Origin of the sequence: Chryseobacterium sp. PMSZPI, from assembly GCF_002835665.1 — a bacterium.
Lineage (GTDB): Bacteria > Bacteroidota > Bacteroidia > Flavobacteriales > Weeksellaceae > Chryseobacterium.
The window spans coordinates 81,160-108,108 of record NZ_PIZV01000002.1; the positions used below are offsets into that span (position 1 = coordinate 81,160).

Genomic DNA, 26,949 nt, shown 5'->3' on the forward strand with positions numbered 1-26,949 from the left:
TTAAAATCATGAGAAAACTAATTGTAAGCTGTTTTGTAATAGGTGTTGTTTTCAATGCCAATGCTCAAAACTATTGGAAAAAAAATGAAGGAAAAACAGCTAAAGTAATTCTTACCAATTCTAAGGTCAGCGAAAAAATGGTTGACAAAGGTGCTGTAAAATTCGAAAAATTCGGACAACCGAAAGAAACAGATGCCTGTATTTTTGTGGCACCAAGTTTTAAATATCAAAAATTAATAGGAATAGGAGGAGCCATCACTGATGCTTCCGCAGAAACTTTCTATAAAATGCCAAAGAATAAGCAGAAAGAAATTCTGGAAGCTTACTTTGGTAAAAACGGTCTGGGATATACAGTGGTACGTACCAATATGAACTCCTGTGACTTCTCAAGCGATTCCTATACCTATGTAGAAGATAACGATACTTCTCTGAAATCTTTCAATATCTCACATGATGAAAAGTATAAAATTCCAATGATTCAGGAAGCCAAGAAAGCAATAGGAAATAATTTTACATTCTATTTCTCCCCATGGAGTCCACCGGCCTGGATGAAATCTAATAAAAGTTTGTACAAAGGAGGAAGACTTGAAAACCAGTTTTATCAAACCTGGGCAGATTATTATATCAAGTTCATTCAGGAATACGAAAAAAGAGGAATTAATGTCTGGGGACTTACGGTTCAGAACGAGCCTATGGCAACACAAAGTTGGGAGTCCTGCATTTATACAGCGGAAGAAGAAGGTGATTTCCTGAAAAATAATCTGGGACCAACCCTTTGGAAAAATGGATATAAAGATAAAAAAGTAATGATCTGGGACCATAACAGAGATTTGATTTATCAAAGAGCCACCACCACTTTAAGTGATCCTGAAACTTCAAAATACGCTCACGGAATCGGCTATCACTGGTACGAAACCTGGAACAATAAAACACAGCTTTTTGATAATCTGGCAGAAACTCACAGAGCTTTTCCTGATAAATTTCTTGCATTTACCGAAGGTTGTAAAGAACAGTTCAAAATGGATAAAATCTATGATGTAAGCTTAGGAGAATTATATAGTAAAAATATGCTGAATGATTTCAATAAAGGTAACGCATTATGGACGGATTGGAATGTTTTATTGGATGAAACTGGCGGGCCTAACCATAAAGGGAACTTTTGTTTTGCCCCAATTATTGCAGATACTAAAACAGGAGAAGTATACTATACCTATGAGTATTATTATATAGGTCATGTTTCAAAATTCATCAGACCCAATGCTCAAAGAATCGGAAGTTCTTCTACCAGAGCAGCCTTGACTTCTACTGCTTTCATGAACGAAAATGGACAATTGGTAACAGTTATTATGAACGATTCTGATAATGATATCGATACCAATCTCTGGATTGAAGGAATGGCGGCTAAATTGACTGCTCCTGCACATTCTATACAGACCGTAGTTTTATAATATCATATTAATATTATTTTGTAGAAGAATCGGCGGCCTCGAAGAGGCCGCCGATTTGATTCCAATCAATTTTTTGTAAAGATGCGATCAGAAGAATATATAATAATCATCTAATTCAAGCAGTTTATTCTCTTTTCCAATTTCAGTTAAAAATTCTTTTAAGTCAGCATAAAATTTTCTTCCTTCTTTTCCATACATAGGAAGGTCAAGAGGAGTAATTTTTAAATAATTTCCATTATTCATATAAAAGCCGACATAGCACACGATTGGGCCTTTAGGGGTTCGGGGTGGAATTCTCATGCTTACTTTAACAATAGAGTTCCAAGTAAATTCTTTTATAGGTAACGATGAATTCCAAAGAGTTTTATCAATAATTTTAATTTCACCATTATAATAAAATACTATTTTTCTTTCTCGTCTGACATAAAACATAGAATAAATGACACCCCCGGTTGATAGGAGAAACATAAAGAAGAGTAATGCTAAAAACTGATTATAACTTCCATGAATTTCATCTTCAGATATAGAAACTACGATTATAATAATTAAAATATTAAACATAAAGAAAAATATAGTCATAGGTAAAACAAAGTAATTTCTACCTACAGTACATAAATTTCCATTATCTAATCTATTGGTTCGGAACCCAATCCAATGAGGAAACGTTGATTTCATCAAATTCTTAAAAATCTTATTATTTAATTAAACTAAATCTTATTCTTTAATAAACTTCTTTAAAATATTTGTTTCCCCATCCTGAATGTCAATTACGTAAACTCCTTCCAATAAAGAACTTATGTTAATTTTGTTGTTGAGGATTATCCCATTTGATACTAACTCACCGGCCAAATTGTAGATTTTGTAATTAACTTTTTCACTAATGTTTTTAATGTGTAGTATAGATCTTACGGGATTGGGATAAATTAGAATATCACTTTGGTTAATCGGATTATTAATCGGAGCCTTAGAAATTTTTACAGTATAATCTTCTACCTCCCCATCATTAAAATTCGTACAGTTTATAGGAATTCCATCTTTTTGTAAAGCCACCCTCATTACAACATATTTGTAATCTGTCATACTGATGAAAGCATCTGTTGGTATATTGAATTTACCCTCTATGGTTGTACTACTGTTTGGAGAGGAGACCAAAATTCTTTCATTGATATCAAAAAAACCATCCCTGTTGAAATCAATCCAAGCAGCAATACCTGCTTTATTGTTATTATTTAAATTTTTTTCAATAATTATTTCATTACCAGCTGAGCCCTGAATCAACTCAATAAATTTACTTGAGTCTCCTGTGTAGTTTGTATAAAGGGACGCTAATGATGTATTTTCCATTATTGGTTTTCCATTAGGTTTTACAGTAACTTTTGAAATATACCCGCCTGCTGAGGATTGTGCGGACATATCACAATATATTATTGTAGGGGTTGTAAAGAAGAATAAATCTGTATAATTACCCAAAGTACCATTACAGATATTGGCGACCTGCATTTCATATTTTGTTAATTCTAAAAGTCCGGTTAATGTATATGTATTTGTTGGAACAGGAACAGTTGTCCAACTTGGAATACCTGTTTTCCTATATCGTAATATATAAGTTGAGCCAGGGAAAGGATCCCAATTCACTACTGCTGTAGTTGTTGTTAAGTTGGTAATTGTTAATCCTGGAGGAGGGAGCTCGCATGTCCTTTCAGTGGTAAATACTTTAGGGTTTGAATAAGGATTGGGTGCAACCTCTCCATCACAAATGCTTGCCACCTGTACTTCGTAGGCTGTATAAACATCTAATCCTGTGATAGTATAGGTGTTTCCCGGTATCAGAGGAATATTGTTTACATCAATCCATGTTGAGCTTCCTACTTTTCTGTATCGTAATATGTAGGTTGAATTTGCAGAAAGAGGGGACCATGTTACTATTGCCGAATTAGTTGTTATATTATCGATTGAGACATTTGGAGGAGTGGGATCACATTTTGTTGAAAATTCATTGTGTGAATAGGTTCCTTCTATTCCATCACACACAGCTGCGATCTCTATCTCATAAATAGTCCCAGGCAACAAGGTTCCAGTTAAATCTAATGTATTTACAGTCAAAGGAGGAGTTGCTAAAGGTAAATTAGTTATAATCCAATTTAAAGAGCCAACAGGTCTGTATTTTACTATATAAGATGAATTGCCACTGTTTAAAGGCCAATTTATTGTTGCAGAATTATGGGTTATATTATTTATCGTTACCGTTGGTACTGAAGTGTTGCAAATAGTTGTACTAAAACTAGGAGCTGCGATCCAAGGACTTCTGTCAGATGCGGAACATACAGAACGAAGCCACCAATAATAAGTTGTATTGGACGATAATGAATTTACATTTGCAGATAATAAAGTGGAGTTTCCGGTGGGGGGTGTTGAGTTATCCGGGGGAATATTTACTGTTGAAATATAATAATCATACCCACCATTAGGAGTAGACGGTGAAGCTAGCCAGTTTAATGTAGCAGTATTAGGTGTTATTCCGGATACTGACATTCCACCAGGTATGCGACAAGTTGTTAATAAAATATTATCTACCGAAGCAGGAGGTTGAAGGCCATTATTATTGTTATTCGTCCATTCAAATACAAGACGCATATTTAAGCCGGCAAAGCTACTCAAATTTAGATTATCATTAAGATACGTCTGCCATTCGGCTTTTTGATTAAAATCACTGCCAACCTGAATCCTGCCACTTCCTACAGTAATAGGGCTTCCCGGTATGGGAGTATAGGATGTCGGAACGAGCCATACTTTTAAATAATCTTGTTGATCTTCTCCTGCAGCGCGCCAGTCAAATGATAAGTTAGAAATAATTGTTCCAGGGGGAATAGCAACATCTTTGTAAGTATGGGTAATACTGGTTTCATTGATATTATAAGAATTTGAAATTCCATTATTATTTGAAATATAAATTGAATTTACAGGATTTCCCGTTGCATTCCCATAAAACCAGTTGTTAGATTGTGCCGAATTCATAAAGACAAAACCTCCGTTATTGCTATTAAAATTTTCAACTATTGGAAGAGATGGTAAAGGATTGCAAGAATTAACTACTAACCAAGCAATCATGGTAAAAAAAAATTTTGTCAAAAGAGAATAGTTTTTCTGCATAATTTATATTATTAAGTTTGTTTCTGATTTTTAATTTTTAATTAAGTGGTTGATTTTTAATTTATTAAAATATGTTGTGATCCTTAATTGTATGAGTTGTGACAAATAAAGATGCTTATTTTAAAAAATTTATTGTGAGAAAATAATCAGTATTAATTATTCTATGCTGCTTGAAATAATCCCAAAGTTTCGCATTATATTATAAAGAAGAAATGGAAGTGTTCTATGGTATCTCATATTTATTTCATCCTAATTACAAAACTAGGAATACTTTCTTATTAATCAATATGAATATATGAATTTAATATATTGTAAATCAACAACATATACAATGAAGTGTATTTGAAGTATAAGCGTTTTTTTTGTTGTAATACTTAGCTGTCTGCTTATCTGTGATTTACTTACTCTTGAGTGTATGATCGGGATAGGTGGTTTTAAAAAGTCTACCCACAAATATTATGATATAGTTGAACTATGATAAGCCTTGCATAGGAATAAAAAAAGCCTTCCCAAAAGGAAGGCCGGTCATTAAACTTTAACTGCTATTTTTTGATGATCTTTTTTATAATGGTACTGGTTTTATCCTGATCAATTTTCAGAAAATATACTCCTTTTGATAATCTGGAAATATCAAGACTTGTTTTATTTTCTGTTTGTAAAAGCAGCTGACCTGCTGTATTGTAGATGCTTATATTAAACTTAGAAACGTTTTTACCTAATTTGATGTTAACGAAGTCCTGAACAGGATTTGGATAGATGCTAATGTCATCTTTTGTGATACCAGGTTCAGAAGTTCCTAATGAAGAGAAGTTGATAACATCTTTTAAAATTCCTAATGAATAGGTTGTCAGATATACTTCGATAGTTGTTGAATTTACAAAACGTGCATCACCGTCTAATACATAAGTGTTGAAATAATTAGAAGAATTTTTTTCTTGCCAGGTAACACCGTAATCATTACTGTAAACCACCTTTGATGGAGAGGTTGGGGTTGTATTTGTAATTCCTATGATTTGTCCTTTTTGTGCAGTAGAATGTATTACTTTAGTGACGCGGTCATTATACAATTGAGTCCAAGTATTTCCGGAATCCGTAGAGGTATAGATACCATTTGTTGTAGCTACAGTATATTGAGTTGTATCTAATGGATTTTGAGTAAAGTCAGTGATGTAATCAGGAAGGTTTAATCCGGGTATTGTGGTTTCATTCCAGGTAGTTCCGCCATCTGTTGTTTTGTAAATACTGTTTCCAATCGTTACCATAGCTGTATTTGAGTTGGTAGGATTGATTTTAATTCCCGAAATAGAATAATCATAAGGATATTGCGGGAAATTCAGATCTGTAATAATAGGATTGGAAATGTTGGTAAAGTCAATTTTTGTAACTGGGGTACCACCATTATAAGTAGCTGCCCAGACAATATTAGGATTGGAAGGATCTGTTCCAGTTGCTGTAAGACGATTGTCATAGGTCTCTAAAATCTGGGTACTGGTGGCGCCATAGTCATTGCTGAGTTTAATGGCTCTGGGGAAAGAAACATTATCAAAAATATAGCTTCTGCCCGGAATATTTTTATCAACGAAGAAAGGTGTGATAATTTGCCCAAGAGGGAACGATCCAAGCGGATATACTGTGGTTGGAGTTTCCTGATTAGTGTTGAGGTTTCGAACAGCATATCCGTATTGTACACCATAGATGAGGTTATCTTGTACAATATTGATGTTTCCCATATTAGTATAAAAAGGATTAGGGATAGTTGTAAGAGTGACTCCACTATTAGTTGAGCGTTTAGGAAAACGTTCATTAGCAATCATTACCTGATTCGTGTTGAATGGATTAAATGTAGCGCCAAAACCATAGAAATACGATGTTCCATCTACAAGTCCATCATGGAAAGTTGTTGTCCATGTATTGCCTGCATCGGTAGTAACTGCAATTTTGTGCGCCCCCAATGCCAAAACATGACTAGTATTATTGGGGTTAATCACCATTTTTATGTTTCTTAAAGTACCTAGCGGATCGTTTGAACTCCAGTCTATTCCTGTCTGTTCTGCCCACGTAGAGCCCCCATCGGTACTTTTATAAACGGCCTGGTGCATACTCGGCATTGCTGCGGCAACAAAGTGAGCAGTACTTGTATAGAGGATACCTTGATTTTTAGGATCTACATCTAATGATTCTAGAATGACACCGTTTAAGGTTTCTGTCCAAGTCGCTCCTGCATCTGTTGATTTGAAAAAACCTCCAATAGTACTGCCTGGACCTGTTCCGCGAGCAATATATATGGTTTGTGGGTTTTTGGGATCTAATTTGGCGTCAGATAAAATAAGTTGATCGGAGTCATAAACATTTGACCAGGTAGTTCCCCCATTGATCGTGTAGAATAATTTTCTATTATAGGCAATAGGCCCACTGCTGCTATCCTTTACAATTAAAATAGCTGTATTCATCGTTCCATCATCATAAATGGAATACCCACCAATTGCATTTATTTCACCAGGAGGAAGATTAAACTGTTTAATGATATTTAATGAGTTTAAGCTAAGTACACTTACTTTACTTAAACCAGTTGCTCCAAAATCTTCAATGAAACTTAATGCCGTGCCATTATTAGTGAGTTGCATTTGCCTGATATTTGGAGCTTGTGTTGGATAAGGAAGGGTGTATAGTACATTCCATGTAATTCCATTGTCATTAGAAACCAAAATGTGTTTATCAACATTTGTGGTTGCATAAATCTTATTGGCTATGGTATCGTCGTACACAAAGTTTTGCATACGTCCATATATAGGATTTCCAACAAAGTTTACTTGTGCAAATGAGAGTTGAAGCCCTAAAATACACATCAAAATTAATAATACTTTCTTCATAATATTGTTTTTACAATTTATTAAACAAACTTATTTATTGAAGAAAGATTTAAAGAAAATACAGAAGGAAATAACAGGACTCATTGGATAAAAAGTGTGACAATTTTATCTAAATTACTGAAATGTAGTTATATAATTCGTTTGAGTTGGAGAGGTTCATTTTCTTCGAAATTCTTTCTTTTCTTTTTCTGCAGGCTTCAATTGTAATATTAAAAATAGAAGCAATTTCTTTGGTTGAAAGATTCATGTATAAATAGCAGATAAATCGAATGTCATTTAAACTAAGATCCGGGTGTTTCTCTTTAAGACCAGTTACAAATTTGCTGTTAGTCTTTTCAAAATGGATTAAAAAATTATCATGTATATCCTCTTTAATGAGTATAGATTTAAGCTGATCCAATTGGCTGGAAAGTAAATCGTTTCTTAGGATTTCCAGATTTCCTTTTAACTTTAGGATATATTCTTCAATTTTATCATTTCTTTGAGCAACATGAATGGCGTTAGCTGCTAGTTTCCGATTTTTGTTTTCAAGTTCATTTTTTAATTTTTCTTTTTCCAAAAGAGTTTCAGTTTCTTTTTCTTTAATTTGCTTTTCAAGTAAAAGATTATCATTTTCTCTGTTTTTTAATTCCAGACTAATAATTTGTTCATTTCTTTCTGCTATAATTCTTTTTTGTTTATTTTTTAAATAAAGAATTCTAAATAGACAGCTTAGTAATCCAAGGATTAAAACGCAAAATCCAATAATATAAAATTTTAATTTCTTTTCACTTTTCAATTCTTTTTGGGTATCCTGAAATTTTAACTTTATTTCGCTATTCTGATACATTGCTTGATTTCTGATGGCATTCAGTGAATCTTTTACAATAATCACCGAATCCTTATATTTCATTGCTTTATCATAATTTTTTGTGGTGAAGTAAAAGCTCGAATATTGGTTGTAAATATCTTTAAGATTATTATAATTCAGGTTTTCCTTTTGGGCTTGTTTTACATAAAGCAGGGAATGATCTTTTTGCTGCAGAGCCTGATATACTTTAGAGAGAACAAGAAGTGCCGCAATTTTATTATCATTATTCTCAGGAACAGTTAATTTATCTATTAATGGAGAAACAATGAAAAGTGCTTTATTGTAATCTTTTCTTTGAAGATAATTTTGAGCTTCACTAATGCTAACCTCCATCAATGTCCTTTTGTCATTTTTCACTATTGCCATTGTTTTTGAAATAGCCACATATTCTAAAGCTTGGTTGAGGCGGTTAGTCTTATTGTATAAATTGGCTAAATTATTAGCATAAATAGCAATTCCCAGAGTATCTTTACTAGCAATGGCCAGATCATAAGCTCTCTTTTGATGCTTTTCGGATTCATTATATTTTCCCTGTTCATAATAGACAAGAGCTATATTATTCAAAATTGTTTTTTCCTTGTCCTTACCCAGATGTTTTAATGCGATAGAATAAGCAATAAGGTAATAATCCAATGCTTGACTATAATCAGTCATTTGATAATAATTAAGACCAATACAATTGATGGCTATATATTGTTGATTATACCATTTATTTTGTTCTGAAATACTTTTAACTTCTTCAAATATTTCCATTGAAAGCGTATGGTCTTTTTTATATAATGCATTTACTCCTTTTTCAATCAGGGTATTACAATATTCAATGGTATTTTCTTTTTGAGCAATAATATTACTTAAAGGAGTAATCAATAAGAATAAAGATATAAAGTGTCTCATCATGGAACATTTTTTTGTTTTGACTTTCAGATATTTAAAGAATTGATTACTTGCGAGAAAGACAAATAGGGACAAAAATTTATAAATAAAAGTAAAACTACATTTTTAATGAAATTATAATGGGTTGAAAATTAATAAAATATAGGATGAAGTACATTTGAAGTATCTGGTAATTTTATTTTTTTTCTTAATATTGGCTTGTATTTCACTTAAATAGGATTTTTCGCCTAATTGCATGCGTTCATCGCAATTGCTTGTTAAGTTTTTTAATGTTTGTAAAGACAAATTCATGATTCGAAATGTACAAATCAAAAAGGATCAGTCCCAAAAGTTGTGGACTAAGCAAAAAGTTTGATTAATCTAAAGAGGAAAAATGGGATCAGGTGCAAAACTTGAGGACTTAGGTAAAAAATTAGTTAATCTGAAGAAAAAAAATGAATTATCTTTTTACTCCTCTAAGCTTTATATTGAAATTTAATTTCAACGCAAAGATAAGATTCAATTCATTATTGATAAGAGAGCTAAGAAAGCGACAAAAGTTGCTGATGAAGCGATGTAGATATGCGTATGCTTAGAAAGAATCAATACAATTGATTCAGCCTTTGCTTCCTAAAATACAACCCCGGATAATAGAAATCCTTTGCGTTACATTTTAAAATTAAACAGATCTAAATATTCTTAGCCTCACAACTTTTGCTCTTGTTCCATCAAAAAGAATTTTTACCTAAACCATTAACTATTAAAATTGATGAAAAAAGCTTTGACAGTTTTAGAACAAGCAGAGGAAATGCAAACATTGCCGTACTAAAAAATGAAATATTTTGAATTTGAAAATAAAAAAACCGCAATACGTTTACAGATAGCGTATTGCGGTTTCAAATGAAGACCTCTTAAAGGTTTTCGATTTTTTTATCTAAAATTAGTTTTCAGAATCATATTTGCTGATCACTTTCTGAGTAACTCCTGAACTGCTGAAGCCTCCATCGTGGAAAAGGTTTTGCATGGTTACCTTTTTAGTAAGATCAGAGAATAGAGTAACACAATAGTTGGCACAGTCAAGAGCTGTAGCATTTCCTAGAGGAGACATATCTTCAGCATATCCAAGGAACCCTCCGAAGCCTTTTACACCACTACCTGCCGTAGTAGGTGTAGGTGATTGAGAAACGGTGTTAACACGCACTTTTCTTTCACCCCAATAGTTTCCGAAAGTTCTTGCGATACTTTCAAGATAAGCTTTGTTATCAGACATATCGTTATAATCAGGGAAAGTTCTTTGTGCTGCAATGTATGTCAAAGCAAGGATGCTTCCCCATTCATTCATACAGTCTTTTTCCCAAGCCACACGCATTACTTTATGGAAAGATACAGCAGAAACGTCCCATCCTTTTTCCAACCAGTCGTAGTTCATATCTGTATAATGTTTTCCTTTTCTTACATTTACAGACATTCCTATAGAGTGAAGAATAAAATCTATTTTACCAAATTTGGCTACAGCGGCATCAAAAAGCTTTTCAAGATCTTCTATAGATGTAGCATCAGCACCTATTACTTCAGAACCAGTTTTTTCAGCTAAAGCATTCAATTCTCCCATTCTCATTGCGATAGGAGCATTAGATAAGATAAACTCTGCACCTTCTTCATGACATCTTTCAGCAACTTTCCATGCGATAGATTGTTCATTAAGGGCTCCAAAAATAATTCCCTTTTTGCCTTTAAGTAAACCGTATGACATAATTTTTTAATGTTTATTGAAATACAAATGTAGCAATAATTGTGGTTATGACATAATAAAAATGGAGCCTTATCAATTTAAGACTCCATTTTCTTGAAAATATTTATATGACTGAAATTTTAATTGGTTTTCTTGTTCCATTCCGCTTTTACATCTTCAGCGGCATCTTTAGTTTTTTCCCAGGCTTCATCAGCTTTATCTTTGATATCATCCCAGGCATCGGACATATTAGCTTTTACCCTGCTGAGCCAGTCTTCCTGATTAGCTTCCTGATCATTACCTCTTTTTTCATTAATATAATCTTTAGCTCTGTCGGCCAATTCATTGATTTTCCATTTTGCCTTATCCGCTGCATTCTGTAAAGAATTTTCTACATTGTTTACTGCATTTTCTGCTTTGTTGTACTCTGAATTGTTCATACTATTAAAATTTGGTTGATGTAGTAGTAAATAAACAATAACCATTCCTAAAATGAAGTGTTATTGTTAAACTTTTCATAATATTTTGTTGTATTTTTCTAAATCAATATAACTTTATCCTAATAAATAATAATCATATGGAAAAAATTCGTTGTGGCTGGTGTGAAAAAGATGATCTCTATAGAAAATATCACGATGAAGAGTGGGGGAAACCTATATATGACGATGAGACTATTTTTGAATTTTTAATTCTTGAAAGTTTTCAGGCAGGACTAAGCTGGTATACTATTCTTGCCAAAAGGGAGAACTTCAGGAAAGCTTTTGATCATTTTGATTATAAAAAAATTGCAGGATATTCTGATCAGAAAATTGAGGAACTTATCAATAATGCTGGGATCATCAGGAACAGGCTTAAAATTTTGGCTACTATTACTAATGCAAAGAAATTTGTTGAAATTCAGAAAGAATTCGGAAGCTTCTCCAACTATATCTGGGGCTTTATTAATGGTAAGCCAATAGACAATAAACCAAAAGCTTTATCAGATGTTCCGGCAACCACGGAAATTTCAGATCTTATTTCTAAAGATTTGAAAAAAAGAGGTTTCAAATTTATGGGTTCCACTGTTATTTATGCTCATATGCAGGCAACGGGAATGGTAAATGATCATCTTGAAAGTTGTTTCATCAGAAAGTGATGTATTGGTTTTTATTCAATTTTTAGTGATGTTTTTTGATAATAATGTAAGTGGTTTTTATGCTTGTTGAATTCTGGATGTTGGTCATTGCTGATGATTACTTTGTTTGCTAATGTTTTGGTTTTTAGTTGTTTTTCATTTGTTGGTGAATAGGTTTTGTTTTAATCACTGAAGAGTGTTTTTATTTATGAAATTTATAATAAAATTGCTTATTTATTAAAAATTTGTATATTTGCACCTCCAAAAAACAGAGGTGATGCAAACAAAATATAAATTTCAATTCAGTCTTTTATTTTTAGTCTTTACTATTCTCTTGTACGGACAAGTAGGGATTGGTGTTTCTAGTCCGGATCGCTCAGCGATGTTGCATATTGAGGCAAAAGATAAAGGAGTACTTCTTCCAAGTGTGGCTTTAAAATCATTAACAGATAATGTAACCGTATTATCTCCGGCAGATGGACTTATCGTATGGAATAATGGAAACGGAAGTTTAACAGAAACAGGATTATATTATTGGTATAGTGCTAAATGGAACAGGCTTTCTACCGGTGCAGGAGGTAGCATTAACAAGGATACTGATGGAACAGGATGGAATACAACAGGAACTAATAGCGGAAACTATGGAGGAGCGAATACAAACCTGTCATTAGGGACAAAGACCAGAGATGATTTAATTTTTAAAGTAAATTCTGCCACCGCAGGAAGACTTGGTGTTGATAACTCGGTGAGTTTTGGGCTTGGAGCCGATGCAGGACAAAATGGAATTGCTATTGGAAGTTCTAGTTCTGCCTTTCAGGGAATATCGATCGGGAGTGCCGCTTCTGTTTCAGCTAATGATGGACTGGCAATCGGTAATAAATCTACTGCCGGCGCATTTAAATCAACAGCCATCGGATATAATGCACAAACGACAAAAAACGAATCTACAGCGATTGGAAATAATGCTTCTGCAGGAGGATTTCAGTCTATAGCAGTAGGATATAATGCTAAAACAAACACAAACAGTGAAACAGCTTTAGGATATAATACCGTTACCAATAGAGAAAATTCTACTGCCTTAGGGGCAGGAGCTAATGCTTTGGGACAATATTCTACAGCAATAGGATATGGAGCAACAACCTCACAAGCCAATGCCATTGTGCTGGGGAACAATAATGCGAATGTCGGCATTGGTACGGGGGCTCCAAATACTTCTGCAAAATTAGATGTTAGCGGACAATTTAAAATGGGTGAAAAGGGGAGTGTACAGAAAAATCAAATCAGTTTTGAAGTATGGCCTGGGGTGTCTATCGGTAATTTACCTCCTGGAAAATCTGTAACATTGGATATTGCTATCCCGTCATCTTCACAGCCAGGTTCTACAAGAGCCGTTGTTGTGGTTTCTCCGGCAGGAGATTTTGCAGGCAATTCTTCATTTTCCATTTCCAATCCAAGAATGACGTCTACCTCAAGTATTACGATTAATCTTACGAATATTTCAGGGAGCACAAATAGCTTGAATTCCGGACATTTTTATGTAATGATTAATGAATTTTAAATAGGATAATAAGTTTTATTATAGTTGATATGGTGTTAAGGGCTTCCAATTTGGAAGTCCTTTTGTTTTTCCTGGTTACACAAAAACTTAATGAATTAACGAGTTTTAATCGTAAAAGTTGTTTAAACTTTATAAACCACAGAGGCTTTTATTTTAAAACACTTTAGTTCACTTAAGTAAGTTTGTTTAAAACGATTTCGTAGAAAAGTTCACATCACATGAAAATCAAAGATTTTCACAAAGCTTAAGTGGCCTTATTATGCATAGGATTTGGCTCTAAAAAACTTAAGTGGTGAAGCCTTTGTTGTTAAAAATAATCAATATAAAAGTTTAAATAGCTTCGTATTTTAAAAATATTTTAAACAAAAATATTGTGCACAAAATAATTTGAGTATTTTTAACATTCAAAAAATTGATGATGGATCTATCAGAACACTTATGTTTTAAAATGTATGCCTTTTCAAGATATATGACAGCGTTATATAAACCTTATTTGGATGAAATTTCATTAACTTATCCTCAATATCTGGTGATGGTTGTTTTATGGGAAAACGATGCAGTAAGTATTGGGAAAATTGGAGAACAGCTCCATCTGGACAACGGAACCCTTACTCCTTTGTTGAAAAGGATGGAAAAAAACGGACTTCTCAGCAGAACCAGAAGTAATAAGGATGAAAGAATAGTATTGATTACCTTAACTGAAAAAGGGAAATCTCTTAAAAGTAAAACTCAACATATACCGGAAGAAGTGCAGAAATGTATTCATATCAATAGGGATACGAAAGCCCAACTTATGAAAATTTTTGATGAAATGGTATTAAATCAACCCCAAATTCAAAGATGAAAAAGATCGGAATAATAGGATATGGATGGCTGGGAGCCAGGATTGAGGCTTCATTGCACAATACATATACTTTTAGTGTTACTACAACTACCCAGGATAAAGCGGATGAATTGAAGAACCGGGGAATTAACCCAAGAGTTGCAAGCTTTATGGATTATCAATTGGCTAGTCCATTATTGCCGTGGGATGAAATTAAAACACTTGATGTGATCATTATTACTATTCCTGTTTCAGAAAAAAGCTGTTGTGTAAGCTCTTTGTACAATAGAATCCAAAACTTATCGTCATTTATCGGAGACTTTGAGGGCCAAATATTTTTAATGAGTTCCACAGGGGTTTATCCAAATACTGAAAAAGAGTTTATAGAAGAAGATATCGCTGTTAATAGTATCTCTGGGGAAAGAATGATCAGAAACAAATACCCGCAGGTTAATATTTTGCGATTAGGAGGATTAATGGGGGATAACAGGCTTCTAAAAAATTATAATATAAGTAATTTGGATCATGCGGTTAACCATGTTCATTATGCAGATATCGCTGGTATTATCTCAAAAATGATTGAAAGGAAATTGGAATCGAAAACATACAATGTGACAGCACCTGCTCATCCAACAAAAAGTCAGGTGATTAATGCTCAGAAAAATATAAATGATACAGGAGAGGTAATGGAAGTAAAAGGTAAGAAAGTTTTGTCTTCGAAACTCATTTCAGAGTTGGAATATGTTTTTCAATATCCTGATCCACGTTTTTTTCACTTGTAATTTAGTCTCTCGCGGATAAAGCTGATTTTTGCAGATTTATATTTATGTTTTTTTAAGTTAAGCTTAGAAATAACAAAAGTGCTCTAAGAAATAGTTTGTGAGATAAGTTGTAATAAATATTATTTAGATTCTTTCAGAATGACAAAAAGCAATTGGTTTCACTAAATAACATGATACATACGAGTATTGTCATTCCGCAGGAATCCAAATATTTTATTTTGTTTATATTCACCTGTTTATGTGGTGTTTTGTTAGAGTACCAAAATAGTGGTAAACAAACCAAATGAAATGCCCCTGCAAAAGAGATTATTCAAATTTAATTACAATATAAGATACCGAGTAATAAAAACTGCTTAATCAGCAAAATCAGCGAGCAAAATATTCAATAGAAATAGGCTTTAACCCATTCAACAAAGATGAAATTTCCAATGACTTTTAGCTAAAACCTGAAAATAATAAAGCCATTCTCACTGAGAATGGCTTTACGTATATTAAATGGTAGTGGATTTTATTTAATAATTCTTTCCAATACCCATTCGATCAATTTTTTCTCAGAATTATGATGGTCTGAAGTGAACTCACCACGTCTTCTGTTGGCAATTACATTATTTACGGTAATAGCTTTGTGACCTAGCAATTTAGAAAGAGCATAGATGGCAGAAGTTTCCATTTCGAAATTGGTAATCCCAAGATCATTTAATGTTTCAAGGAATTTATCATCTACAGCTTTTAAACGTAGTTGTCTTCCTTGTGGGGCATAGAACCCAGGGAATGTTGCTGTATTTCCGTGGTATTTAGCGTCTTTATAGTAAGTTCCCATTTCTTCAGCCCAATCTGAGAAATAAAGCATTGGCTTGATTCTTTCGTAAGGGAATTTTTCTATGAAATTTTTAGAAAATTCATTTTCAAAATTATAATCCTGATAGAAATGCATAAGACCGTCTAACCCAACTACATTTTGAGTAACTAGCATATTATCTACCTGAACATCCGGGTTTACAGTGCCACAAGTTCCCATACGGAATAACTCAAGAGCTTTATGTTCGGTTTTAAATTCCTTATTTTTAAGGTCAATATTTACCAAGGCATCCAGCTCGTTCATTACGATATCGATGTTTTCAGTTCCGATACCAGTAGACATTACTGTAATTCTTTCCCCACGAAGCGTTCCTGTATGCGTATAAAATTCTCTTTTATTTTTCTTAATTTCTACGGTGTCAAAATATTTAGAAACCTTAGATACTCTGTCCGGGTCACCTACAAGGATGATTTTGTCTGCGATATCTTCAGGTAAAAGGTTTAAGTGGTATACACTTCCGTCTTCATTCAGAATAAGTTCTGAGTCAGCAAGCTTATTTAGCATAATTTATATTTTTTTGTTTTAATCAATGGAAATAGCCTTTTTAGGATTCTATAGGTAGAATCATTTTTTTAGCCTAGAGTATTAGAATACATTTTCAAGGCTTACAAGTAAGGCTTATATTTTATCCGCCAACGCGTTTGGTTTTATATCCCATTTCCTTAAGGATATTCATTATTTTATCACGGTTGTCTCCCTGAATGATGATTGTTCCATCTTTCTCAGAGCCGCCTATGCCTAAAGTGGTTTTTATTTTCTTTGAGATTTTTTTCAGGTCTTCTTCACTGCCTTCCCAGCCTTCAACGATAGTTACCGGTTTTCCGTTCCTGCCTTTTTTCTCAAATTTGCATACTAAAGGCTCTTTCTGCTTGAATTTTTCTTCAGGCATCTCAAAATCCTGCTCTTCATGGTCAGGAAAAAGATTCTTCAATTGATCACGTAAGTCCATAAAGCAAAATTAAAAAGAATTGTGGATTAATAGATGCAAATATTGATGAAATTTATAATCCGGATTTTAAAATAAAAGTATAATTTTTAAAATAAAAGTCAGAACGATTATATCATCAGATTAGGAAAGGTAAAGTTTTTATATTTTTGAATCATTCAATAAACTATAAACATCAGCCATGAAAATAAAAATAGAAATAAACTTTTTGCTAGCTTCTGTATTTTTAACTTGTGGCCTTACAAAAGCTCAGAAGACAGAGTTTTCAACAGATCCTTTAAACGCTGTATTTGAAACGAAAGACACCGATCGTTTCTGGAAAGCGTTTGATAAAATGGAAACTTCCAAAGAAAACCCGTTTGCAGACTATGTAAAAAATGGTTCGCCGGGAGTGAAAGGCTTTACAGAATTCAGGATTATCAATGCTGATTCATTATACTCAAAGGTAAAAAAGAGGCGGGAAGATTATTTGAAAAGCCGCAATGTGCTGGCCGGAATAGGGCAAAAAGAAAAAAGAACAAGAGCAATCTACAGTGCTTTAAAATACTGGTATCCGGAAGCAAAATTCCCACCTGTGTATTTTGTATACGGAAGGTTTAATTCCGGAGGGACCTCTTCTAATGATGGAATTATCCTCGGAACCGAAATGCTTAAAAACCTTGACGGAGTTACAGGGCTTATTGCTCACGAATTGATTCATTTTGAACAGAATGTTGAAGGAAAAGATACTTTACTGAAACAGTCTCTGGTTGAAGGAGGTGCTGACTTTATTGGAGAATTTATTTCCGGAGAACATATCAATCCTGTTCCGTTTCAATATGGTGAGGCCAATTCTGACAGGTTGTTTAAAGAATTTGTATCTATCCTAAAACAGGAGGAAAAGCAAGATTGGTTATACGGGGTGAGCAAAAAAGATGATCGTCCCAATGACCTGGGATATTGGATAGGATATAAAATTACTGAAGCTTATTTCAATAAACAAACCGATAAACATAAGGCCATCCATGATATTCTGAATATTAAAAATCCTTTGCTATTCCTGAAAGAAAGTGGTTTTCTGGATAGCTATATCAATGAATATACAAAGAAGAATAAAATGAAGTTTGACGACTTTTTTAAAGATTAATTCATTTTAAGGTTTAAGAGCCTTTGTAGAAAGCATAGATTATCTTAGTCTGTGAAATCAGCAAAATTTGTGAGGTTATTATTTTTTTTAAAAAACACAAAGAACACTAATCGTTTCACAAATATCACAAATTTTTACACATAATTTGAAGCTCACAGATTGTGCAGATTTTTAAAGCTTAAGTGCTCTTCTCAATGTAATATTTTAACTTAAAAAAACTTAAGTGTTTAAAATCTTTTGTGTCTTTTGTGGTTTGATTTGCCCACAGGTAACCAAACGTAATTATTGCGCCGACGGATATGCGGAACCCGCGAGAGATTATTTTGGCACAGCATCGTATTTATAATAAAATTGGCAAACTGACTTGATAAAGCGCAAATTTTTCTTTCAATAAAATTCGGAATTTAAAATTCTTCTATTCATAGGAAAATAGGTAAATTTGTATAACAAAAAGTTTTACAAAATGTCAAAAAAAGCAATACTAGCAATCCTTGACGGATGGGGATTGGGAACAAACCCTGATGTTTCTGCCATAGATAAAGCCAATACACCATTCATAGACAGCTGTTACAAAAAATATCCTCATACCACACTTGAAGCAAGCGGTTTGGCTGTTGGTCTGCCTGCAGGACAAATGGGTAATTCTGAAGTAGGACACATGAATCTTGGAGCAGGAAGAGTCGTTTACCAAAATTTGGTTAAACTGAATATGGCTGTTGAAAATGGAACGTTGGGTCAGGAAAAAGTCATTCAGGATGCTTTTGAATACGCTAAAAAAGAAAATAAAAAAGTACACTTCATAGGATTGGTATCTAATGGAGGAGTGCATTCACACATCAATCACTTAAAGGGGTTATTAACGGCTGCTAAAGAATTTGGATTGAATGAAAATGTTTTTGTTCATGCATTTACAGATGGTAGAGATTGTGACCCGCATTCAGGATTAGGATTCATTGATGAACTTCAGCAACATATGGAAGCTACTACAGGGAAATTAGCTACCGTTGTGGGAAGATATTACGCGATGGATAGAGATAAGAGATGGGAACGTGTAAAATTGGCTTATGATGCCCTTGTTGAAGGAATCGGGTTTGAAACTACTGATGCATTGGGCGCTATCAAGGCTTCCTATGAAAATAATGTGACTGATGAATTCCTGAAACCTATCATTTTAATGAACACTACTGCTACAGGAAATGTTGTTCCCGTAGCAAAGATTATCGATAATGATGTCGTAATCTGTTTCAATTTCCGAACAGACAGAGGAAGAGAAATTACAGAAGTACTTTCGCAAAAGGATTTCCCGGAGTTCTCTATGCATAAACTAAACCTTTATTATATTACATTAACCAACTACGATAAAACATTCCAGAATGTTCAGGTCGTTTTTGACGAAAATGTTCTCACAGAAACAATGGGTGAAGTGCTTGAAAAGAATGGAAAAACCCAGATCAGAATCGCTGAAACAGAAAAATACCCACACGTTACCTTTTTCTTTTCAGGAGGAAGAGAGCAGGAATTTAACGGTGAGAAAAGATTACTGTGTCCGAGCCCAAAAGATGTTCCTACTTATGATCTGAAGCCGGAAATGTCAGCATATGATATTACCAATGCGATTGTTCCGGAACTGGAGCAGGGAACAGCTGATTTTGTATGCTTAAATTTCGCTAATACCGACATGGTTGGACATACAGGTGTTTTTGAAGCAGCTGTAAAAGCCGCTGAAACAGTAGATCAGTGTATTGAAAAAGTTGCGACTGCTGCATATGAAAATGGATATGCTGTTTTCATTCTTGCCGATCACGGAAACTCTGATGTAATGATCAATGCAGACGGAACACCTAATACTCAGCACTCAACAAACCTGGTGCCTTTCATCGTAATGGATAAAGACCATAATTGGAATTTAAAACCCGGAAAATTAGGCGATGTAGCGCCTACCATCCTGAAAGTAATGGGTGTGAAAATACCAGATGCTATGACGGGTGATGTTTTGGTTGATTAAAATTCAATAATAATCATAAAAAAATGCCGTTATATTTGTATATCGGCATTTTTTTATGATTTATGTCAGATAAGGTATGAGTTGCATACTTTATTATGCGCTAAATAATAAATAAATCATATCTTTGCTAATTAAAAACTGAATAGTAAAATGTATCAAAAGCTTGTTAGAAAAGAAGTAATGGGAATATTGGAAAAGGAAGTAGGTTCTTTTCTTGAGAAATTTTTAACGCCAATTGAAAAAATTTGGCAGCCTTCTGACATGCTTCCTGATCCTTCAAGCGATGAATTTAAACATGATTTAGAAGAAATTCAGACTTTTGCCCGTGAGATGCCTTACGATCTTTTCGTAACCCTGATCGGAGACTGTATCACAGAAGAAGCTCTTCCTTCCTATGAGTCTTGGCTCATGGGAGTAGATGGGATCAATCAGGAAGAAAAAGTAGGATGGGCTAACTGGGTAAGAGCTTGGACGGCAGAAGAAAACAGACACGGAGATTTATTAAACAAATACCTTTACCTGTGTGGTAGAGTCAACATGAGAGAAGTTGAAATTACTACTCAGTACCTGATCAATGATGGTTTCGATCTTGGAACAAGCATGGATCCTTACAGAAATTTCATTTATACAAGTTTCCAGGAAACAGCTACCAATATTTCTCACAGAAGAGTAGGTACTCTGGCAAAACAATCCGGAAACGGGAAATTGGCTAAAATGTGTGGGGTAATCGCAGCAGATGAAGCCAGACATGCCAAAGCTTACAAACATTTCGTAGCTAAAATCCTTGAAATCGATCCTTCAGAAATGATTCTTGCCTTTGAAGATATGATGCGTAAGAAAATTGTAATGCCTGCTCACCTAATGAGACAGTCAGGACAGAAAGCAGGAGAGCTTTGGGGACATTTCTCAGATGCTGCACAAAGATGCATGGTATATACCGGACAGGATTATATCAACATTATGAAAGACTTGTTGGACGAATGGAAAATCGAACACGTAAAAGGTCTTACAGAAAAAGCGGAAAAAGCTCAGGAATATTTAATGAAACTTCCTGCAAGGTTACAGAAAATTACAGACAGAGTTTCTACTCCGGATCTTCAGTTCCAGTTTAACTGGGTTAAAAGCTAAGAACCCATATTATTATTTAAATTATAAAAGTATTGAGTGCCTTTCTTTTTTGGCACTCTTTTTATTTCTTATCTTTGCAAAGCTAAAAAAAAACAAAATGTTAAATAATAAAAAAATTGCTGTTGATTTTGACGGAACCATTGTAGATGATGCTTACCCGGGAATTGGAAAAGCTAAGATCTTTGCTTTCGAAACTTTAAAAAGACTTCAATCTGAAGGCTATAGATTGATACTTTGGACTTACAGACACGGAAAAACGTTAGACGAAGCCGTAGAATTCTGTAGAGAAAACGGAATAGAATTCTATGCCGTGAACTCAAGTTTTGAAGGTGAAGTGTTCGATTCTGCAAACCAATCCAGAAAGTTGGATGTTGATTGGTTCATTGACGACAGAAATTTAGGTGGATTCCCTGGATGGGGTGAAATCTACAATATTATTCAGGAAAGAATAGAATTCCGAGTAGAAGGCGGAGAAGTTCTGGCCTATTCAAAATTAAAAAAAGAAAAGAAAAAAGGACTTTTCTGGTAAGATATAGAAGTTAGAAGCCAGATATTAGAAACCAGTTTTTTGATATCAGGGGCTTTTGATCTTTTATAGTTTATAATAGAAAGTTCAGAAGATGATTGGAAGTAATAAGCATAATGCTGTAATCTGACTTCTAACATCTAATATCTAACATCTATACAACAATGATTCAATTAAAAACGATAGACGAATTACGTCTGATGAAGGAGAGTGCCCGATTAGTTTCTAAAACATTGGGAATGTTGGCTAAAGAAATTAAACCAGGGATTACCACTTTATATTTGGACAAACTGGCTCATGATTTTATCAAAGATCACGGAGCTGAACCTGCATTCTTAGGATATGGAGGTTTCCCGAATTCTTTATGTATTTCTCCAAATGAACAAGTAGTTCATGGGTTTCCAAATAATGAAGTCGTAAAAGAAGGGGATGTTCTTTCTGTAGACTGTGGAGTTATTCTGAACGGTTTTGTAGGAGATCACGCTTACACTTTTGAAATTGGCGAGGTAAAACCTGAAGTTAAGAAATTACTACAAGTTACTAAAGAATCTCTTTATAAAGGGATTGAGCAATGTATCAGAGGAAAAAGAATCGGAGATATTTCCCATGCGATCCAGGCACATTGTGAAAAAGAAGGATATGGTGTAGTGAGAGAACTCGTAGGACATGGGTTGGGAAGACAAATGCACGAAGATCCACAAGTTCCTAACTATGGAAGACAAGGAAGTGGTAAAGTGATTAAAGACGGTTTAGCCATTGCTATTGAACCAATGATCAACCTTGGAACTGAAAAAGTAAAATTCCATAATGACGGATGGACGGTTACGACTCAGGATAACATGCCATCTGCTCACTTTGAGCACGATGTAGCGGTTATCAATGGTAAACCGGTATTGCTTTCAACGTTTGAGTACGTTTATGAGGCTTTAGGTATTGTAAGTGATGAAGAAAAGCCGTTCCAACTGGATTTTTAATGAAAAAGTTAACTAAACTTTTACTCAATAAAATTCCGCGTCCGATGCTTATTAAGATGAGCATCTGGGCAAGACCGCTTATCTATCAGTTTTTTAAAGGAGAAGCATTTTACGATCCTATTGATGGAAGGTCTTATCGTAAATTTCTACCTTATGGATATGGTAAACAGAGAGAAAATGCTCTTTCTCCGGGAACTCTAAGTTTGGAAAGACACCGCCAGATGTGGTTGTATCTTCAAAACGAAACTGACTTTTTTATTAAAAATTACAAAGTTTTACATATTGCTCCGGAGCAGGAATTTTTAAGAAAGTTCAAAAGAATGAGCAATCTGAATTACATTTCTGCGGATTTATATTCTCCGATTGTAGATGTAAAAGCTGATATTCTTAATTTACCTTTTGAAGATGAAAGCTTTGATATTATTTTCTGTAATCATGTTTTGGAACATATTGAAGATGATGCAAAAGCAATCAGTGAATTATACAGGGTAATGAAACCCGGAGGCTGGGGAATTCTTCAGGTTCCAATGAAAAATTCACTGGAGAAAACATATGAAGATTTTACAATTAAAGATCCTAAAGAGCGTCAAAAACATTTTGGACAATATGACCACGTTCGTTGGTATGGGATGGATTATTTCGACCGATTAAGAAAAGCCGGTTTTGAGACAGAACCGAATTTTTATTCAAAGAAGTTTTCTGAAGAAGAAATCAAAAAGTATGGGTTGAGAGAGAATGAAATCTTGCCAATAGTTTATAAAAAATAAAAAGGTGAAAGCTTATAAAGCTACAAAAGCCAAAAAAATAAACCGTCTTCATTATGAGGGCGGTTTTATTTTTAGATAAAAGTTTGTTTTAATTTAGTGAGAAGAAACAGCTTTTAATCCGATCACGGAACCAATCAAAGTGATAATGAAGAATACCCTCCAAAAGCTTACAGGATCTTTAAAAAAGAAAATTCCCATTAAAGCCGTTCCTACAGCCCCGATTCCGGTCCAAACGGCATAAGCAGTACCGATTGGTAATGTTTGGGTAGCCTTAATCAAAAGTAGCATACTGATGGTCATAGTAACCAGAAACCCGGCAAACCAATAATAAGATTCTGTTCCGGATGTTTCTTTCGCTTTTCCTAAGCATGATGCAAAGGCTACTTCAAATAATCCGGCAATAATTAAGATGATCCAATTCATTTTTTAAATTTTTCTTCTGCAAATTTCAGAAATTAAGAGGGAAAAATATTTTACAATTGTTAAAAAATGATATTTTAGACAAGGAACGGGAAGAGGGAAGTTACGATAGTCTGTGTGTGAGATAGCCTATAATTTTACCAACGAAAAAATTATTCAGGAAAGAAGTACCTGCTTTTTCTTTTAGTACGTTATCATCAATATTAATTTTACATCCACGACCTTATCAATAGGAGAGGCTGTTTCAAAAGTGTCATTCTGAACATAAACTGAAAGTTTACGAACGTAGTTCAGAAATGCAGTGAAGAATCTCATATAATTGGTTGTCAAAGAGATTCTTCCTTCGTCAGAAATCGAAGATTCGACGTAGTCAATGACAAAAGCCAAATTATTTGACTTTTGAGACAGCCTCCCTTCAAAATAAATATCCATTCCATTGGCTTTAGCCCAAACTTAAAATATCACTTATTCTACATTAAGTTGTTGAGATTAATTAAGAAAAAAATCAAAGATTTTTATAAGCAAAACGTCTTAAAGCGGAGCTTAAACTTAATATTCTAAAAATCTTAAGAGCCTTAATGGTGAAACTTATTCGTAATAAAAAAAGTAAATTAATCCATAAAATCACTACTTATTTTATTTCTGCACGAATCCTGCTCAAACTCACCTGTGTAATCCCAAGATAGGATGCAATATAACCAAGCTGGACTCTTTTAAGAAGGTCGGGTTGGTACTGTATAATATCTTTATATCGTTCCAAAGAAGTTTTAAATTGCCTTGAGATAATCAGTTCTTCAGATTTTATCATTTCATTTTCAGCAAGCTTTCGTCCCCAGTTGGCAATATGGATGTCCTCATTGAACAGTTTTTTAAGGTGTTCCGTTTCCAGCATATAAAGATCACAATCTTCGAGTAATTCAATACTTTCATAACCGGGTTTGTCTTCTACATAGCTTTTCATAGAAAGTATACATTGACCTTCACTTCCAAACCAAAAGGTGATATCATTATCAGAAGTAGAAGAGTAGGCACGGGCAATTCCTTTTCTTATAAAATAAAGGTAGGGCACTACTTTCTCAGCTTCCATCAGACAATAGCCTTTGGGGTGGGAAACTTCAGTAATATACTGTTTTAGGTTGTTTTTGGATGTTTCCGGGAGTATATAAATTTGGTCGAGAATCTGATCTATATTCATGAAAATGAATTCTAATATTCAAAAATATCAGTTTTAGGTAATGCAATACAAAATTATCTTGGTGTTTTTTTATTTTTTCTAAATTCAATTACAATATATCTCAGACAATTTCCCTTTATAACATAGTATATCATTATATAAGTCTCTTTTTTCTTTTAAATATTGAGATTAGTTCTGAAGACCAATTTTGTTTTACTAACTTTGCATTTCGTAATTATTATTTTTATGCACAAAGCAGGATTTGTAAATATAGTTGGAAAGCCTAATGCCGGAAAATCAACTTTACTCAACCAGTTGATGGGAGAGAAGTTGGCAATTGTAACGCAGAAAGCTCAGACAACCCGCCACAGAATTTTTGGGATTTATAATGAAGATGATCTTCAGATTGTATTTTCTGATACTCCCGGAGTATTAGATCCAAAATATGGACTTCAGGAGAAAATGATGGATTTTGTAAAAGATTCATTACAAGATGCTGATGTTTTCTTATTTATTGTAGATGTTACTGATAAAGCAGAACCATCAGAGTTTTTAATTGATAAACTGAATAAAATCCCGGTACCTGTACTTTTATTATTAAACAAAGTGGATCAAACTGATCAGGCAGGTCTTGAAAAGTTGGTGGAAGATTGGCACAACAGAATTCCTAAAGCGGAAATACTACCTATCTCTGCCCTTAATGCTTTTAACACAGAAATCATTTTACCTAAAATAAAATCTCTATTACCTGAAAATCCACCTTATTATGATAAGGATCAGTTTACGGACAAACCTGAAAGATTTTTTGTGAATGAGGCTATTCGTGAGAAAATTCTTTTGAACTATGAGAAAGAAATTCCGTATTCGGTGGAAGTGGTTACAGAGCAGTTTAAAGAAAAAGAAGGAATTATCTTTATCGACTCCATCATTTATGTAGAAAGAGATACACAAAAAGGGATCATCATCGGACATAAAGGAGAGGCCATTAAAAAGGTAGGAACTGATGCAAGGTTAGATCTGGAGAAATTCTTTTCTAAAAAAATTCACTTAAATTTATTCGTAAAAGTGAAAAAAGACTGGAGAAAGAATGATAGAGACTTGAAAAATTTCGGTTACAGATAAACTAAAAATGCCGTAATCCCGTTGTATTACAAAGATTTTTATTACCTTAGTCTAAATTTTTTAGTACATGAACTATAACAATTCAAATTCCGGCTCAATACTTAAAGATATTATTTTATTAGTAGTGAGAGTATTTGTTGGTTTTGCAATGCTTTCACACGGATTCCCTAAACTACAGATGTTGTTGGCCGGTGGTAAAATCGAATTTTTTGATTTTATGGGTATGGGCCCTGTGGTTTCATTGGTCCTTACTGTTTTTGCGGAATTTGTATGTTCTATCTTATTGATACTGGGACTTTTTACAAGAGTTTCTTTGGGATTCCTGGTATTTACAATGGCTATTGCTGCTTTCTTTGTTCATGGAGCAGATCCTTTTGAGAAAAGAGAAATGAGCCTTATTTATCTTTCTGTCTATCTTTTATTGATGGTATGTGGGGCAGGAAAATTTTCAGTAGACTATATGATAGAAAAAAGGAAAAGAGCTTCCGATTGGTAGATCATTATCTTCTTCTATAAAATATAATAAAGGCTATTTCGCAATGTGTGAAATAGCCTTCTTTATGAGATTTTAAATGATTTTAGGATAAATGTAAATTCTATTTTTTATATTTGAGAATTGAAATATAAATATGAAAAACTTCCTTTCCCATGTTGCAATCACGCAAAATATATCATTTTGTTCCCATAGCGCTCAATTACATT

At 33.8% G+C, this 26,949-nt stretch carries 24 protein-coding genes; 13 read left to right on the top strand and 11 right to left on the bottom strand.

The window, feature by feature from the left end:
* Window positions 1–8: 8 nt before the first annotated feature.
* Entirely contained in the window at window positions 9–1,448 is a 1,440-nt protein-coding gene (locus CW752_RS00580; protein ID WP_101237859.1) for a glycoside hydrolase family 30 protein, read from the top strand.
* A gap of 87 nt (window positions 1,449–1,535) precedes the next feature.
* Here CW752_RS00580 and CW752_RS00585 read toward each other — a convergent pair whose 3' ends face one another.
* The 6 genes from CW752_RS00585 to CW752_RS00610 form a co-directional block, all read right to left on the bottom strand.
* A complete protein-coding gene (locus CW752_RS00585) occupies window positions 1,536–2,123 on the bottom strand; it encodes a hypothetical protein (protein WP_133121630.1) in 588 nt (195 codons plus the stop codon).
* Between the two features lie 39 nt (window positions 2,124–2,162).
* Complete coding sequence (locus CW752_RS00590; protein WP_185117544.1) at window positions 2,163–4,556, bottom strand: fibronectin type III domain-containing protein; 2,394 nt, start codon at window positions 4,554–4,556, stop codon at window positions 2,163–2,165.
* A gap of 584 nt (window positions 4,557–5,140) precedes the next feature.
* Window positions 5,141–7,468, bottom strand: coding sequence for a T9SS type A sorting domain-containing protein (locus CW752_RS00595; RefSeq protein WP_101237862.1), 2,328 nt, complete (start codon window positions 7,466–7,468; stop codon window positions 5,141–5,143).
* A 109-nt stretch (window positions 7,469–7,577) separates the two neighbouring features.
* Entirely contained in the window at window positions 7,578–9,215 is a 1,638-nt protein-coding gene (locus CW752_RS00600) for a tetratricopeptide repeat protein (RefSeq protein ID WP_101237863.1), read from the bottom strand.
* A gap of 916 nt (window positions 9,216–10,131) precedes the next feature.
* The gene (locus tag CW752_RS00605; protein ID WP_101237864.1) at window positions 10,132–10,944 is read right to left on the bottom strand and encodes an enoyl-ACP reductase; all 813 of its coding nucleotides are present in this window, start codon (window positions 10,942–10,944) and stop codon (window positions 10,132–10,134) included.
* Window positions 10,945–11,063: 119 nt separating this feature from the next.
* Window positions 11,064–11,363: a hypothetical protein gene (locus tag CW752_RS00610; protein WP_101237865.1), complete on the bottom strand. Its 300-nt coding sequence runs from the start codon at window positions 11,361–11,363 to the stop codon at window positions 11,064–11,066.
* Window positions 11,364–11,500: 137 nt separating this feature from the next.
* Between CW752_RS00610 and CW752_RS00615 the strand changes: the two genes are divergently transcribed.
* From CW752_RS00615 to CW752_RS00630, 4 genes are all read left to right on the top strand, one after another.
* Window positions 11,501–12,058, top strand: a complete 558-nt coding sequence (locus tag CW752_RS00615) for a DNA-3-methyladenine glycosylase I (RefSeq protein ID WP_101237866.1) — start codon at window positions 11,501–11,503, stop codon at window positions 12,056–12,058.
* Window positions 12,059–12,314: 256 nt separating this feature from the next.
* Window positions 12,315–13,595, top strand: coding sequence for a hypothetical protein (locus tag CW752_RS00620; protein WP_101237867.1), 1,281 nt, complete (start codon window positions 12,315–12,317; stop codon window positions 13,593–13,595).
* A gap of 415 nt (window positions 13,596–14,010) precedes the next feature.
* Window positions 14,011–14,439, top strand: coding sequence for a MarR family winged helix-turn-helix transcriptional regulator (locus tag CW752_RS00625; RefSeq protein WP_101237868.1), 429 nt, complete (start codon window positions 14,011–14,013; stop codon window positions 14,437–14,439).
* Entirely contained in the window at window positions 14,436–15,200 is a 765-nt protein-coding gene (locus tag CW752_RS00630; RefSeq protein WP_101237869.1) for a hypothetical protein, read from the top strand. Before CW752_RS00625 ends, CW752_RS00630 begins: the two co-directional genes overlap by 4 nt.
* A 508-nt stretch (window positions 15,201–15,708) precedes the next feature.
* Here CW752_RS00630 and CW752_RS00635 read toward each other — a convergent pair.
* Window positions 15,709–16,563, bottom strand: coding sequence for a nucleoside phosphorylase (locus CW752_RS00635; RefSeq protein ID WP_101237870.1), 855 nt, complete (start codon window positions 16,561–16,563; stop codon window positions 15,709–15,711).
* Window positions 16,564–16,684: 121 nt separating this feature from the next.
* The gene (locus CW752_RS00640) at window positions 16,685–17,008 is read right to left on the bottom strand and encodes a translation initiation factor (protein WP_101237871.1); all 324 of its coding nucleotides are present in this window, start codon (window positions 17,006–17,008) and stop codon (window positions 16,685–16,687) included.
* 178 nt (window positions 17,009–17,186) lie between these two features.
* Between CW752_RS00640 and CW752_RS00645 the strand changes: the two genes are divergently transcribed.
* The 6 genes from CW752_RS00645 (at window position 17,187) to CW752_RS00675 (ending at window position 23,531) form a co-directional block, all read left to right on the top strand.
* A complete protein-coding gene (locus tag CW752_RS00645; protein ID WP_101237872.1) occupies window positions 17,187–18,131 on the top strand; it encodes a DUF2268 domain-containing putative Zn-dependent protease in 945 nt (314 codons plus the stop codon).
* Between the two features lie 463 nt (window positions 18,132–18,594).
* Window positions 18,595–20,136 (top strand): 2,3-bisphosphoglycerate-independent phosphoglycerate mutase, encoded by a 1,542-nt coding sequence (gene gpmI, locus CW752_RS00650; RefSeq protein WP_101237873.1) that lies wholly within the window; start codon window positions 18,595–18,597, stop codon window positions 20,134–20,136.
* Between the two features lie 150 nt (window positions 20,137–20,286).
* The gene (locus CW752_RS00655; protein WP_101237874.1) at window positions 20,287–21,264 is read left to right on the top strand and encodes an acyl-ACP desaturase; all 978 of its coding nucleotides are present in this window, start codon (window positions 20,287–20,289) and stop codon (window positions 21,262–21,264) included.
* Between the two features lie 97 nt (window positions 21,265–21,361).
* Window positions 21,362–21,793 carry a BT0820 family HAD-type phosphatase gene (locus CW752_RS00660; protein WP_101237875.1) on the top strand — a complete coding sequence of 144 codons (432 nt, stop codon included), beginning with the start codon at window positions 21,362–21,364 and terminating at the stop codon, window positions 21,791–21,793.
* Window positions 21,794–21,954: 161 nt separating this feature from the next.
* Window positions 21,955–22,764 (top strand): type I methionyl aminopeptidase, encoded by an 810-nt coding sequence (gene map / locus CW752_RS00670; RefSeq protein WP_101237877.1) that lies wholly within the window; start codon window positions 21,955–21,957, stop codon window positions 22,762–22,764.
* Entirely contained in the window at window positions 22,764–23,531 is a 768-nt protein-coding gene (locus CW752_RS00675; RefSeq protein ID WP_101237878.1) for a class I SAM-dependent methyltransferase, read from the top strand. Before map ends, CW752_RS00675 begins: the two co-directional genes overlap by 1 nt.
* Before the next feature lie 93 nt (window positions 23,532–23,624).
* Here the strand turns inward: CW752_RS00675 and CW752_RS00680 are convergent, their stop codons facing one another.
* The 3 genes from CW752_RS00680 to CW752_RS00690 form a co-directional block, all read right to left on the bottom strand.
* Entirely contained in the window at window positions 23,625–23,954 is a 330-nt protein-coding gene (locus CW752_RS00680; protein ID WP_101237879.1) for a DMT family transporter, read from the bottom strand.
* A 180-nt stretch (window positions 23,955–24,134) separates the two neighbouring features.
* Complete coding sequence (locus CW752_RS00685; protein WP_101237880.1) at window positions 24,135–24,383, bottom strand: hypothetical protein; 249 nt, start codon at window positions 24,381–24,383, stop codon at window positions 24,135–24,137.
* 199 nt (window positions 24,384–24,582) lie between these two features.
* Entirely contained in the window at window positions 24,583–25,146 is a 564-nt protein-coding gene (locus CW752_RS00690; RefSeq protein ID WP_101237881.1) for a Crp/Fnr family transcriptional regulator, read from the bottom strand.
* Window positions 25,147–25,371: 225 nt separating this feature from the next.
* On the opposite strand from CW752_RS00690, the gene era reads away from it, so the two are divergent.
* Both era and CW752_RS00700 read left to right on the top strand, forming a co-directional pair.
* Window positions 25,372–26,247 (top strand): GTPase Era, encoded by an 876-nt coding sequence (gene era / locus CW752_RS00695; RefSeq protein WP_101237882.1) that lies wholly within the window; start codon window positions 25,372–25,374, stop codon window positions 26,245–26,247.
* Window positions 26,248–26,314: 67 nt separating this feature from the next.
* Window positions 26,315–26,743, top strand: a complete 429-nt coding sequence (locus tag CW752_RS00700) for a DoxX family protein (protein WP_101237883.1) — start codon at window positions 26,315–26,317, stop codon at window positions 26,741–26,743.
* Window positions 26,744–26,949 lie beyond the last annotated feature (206 nt).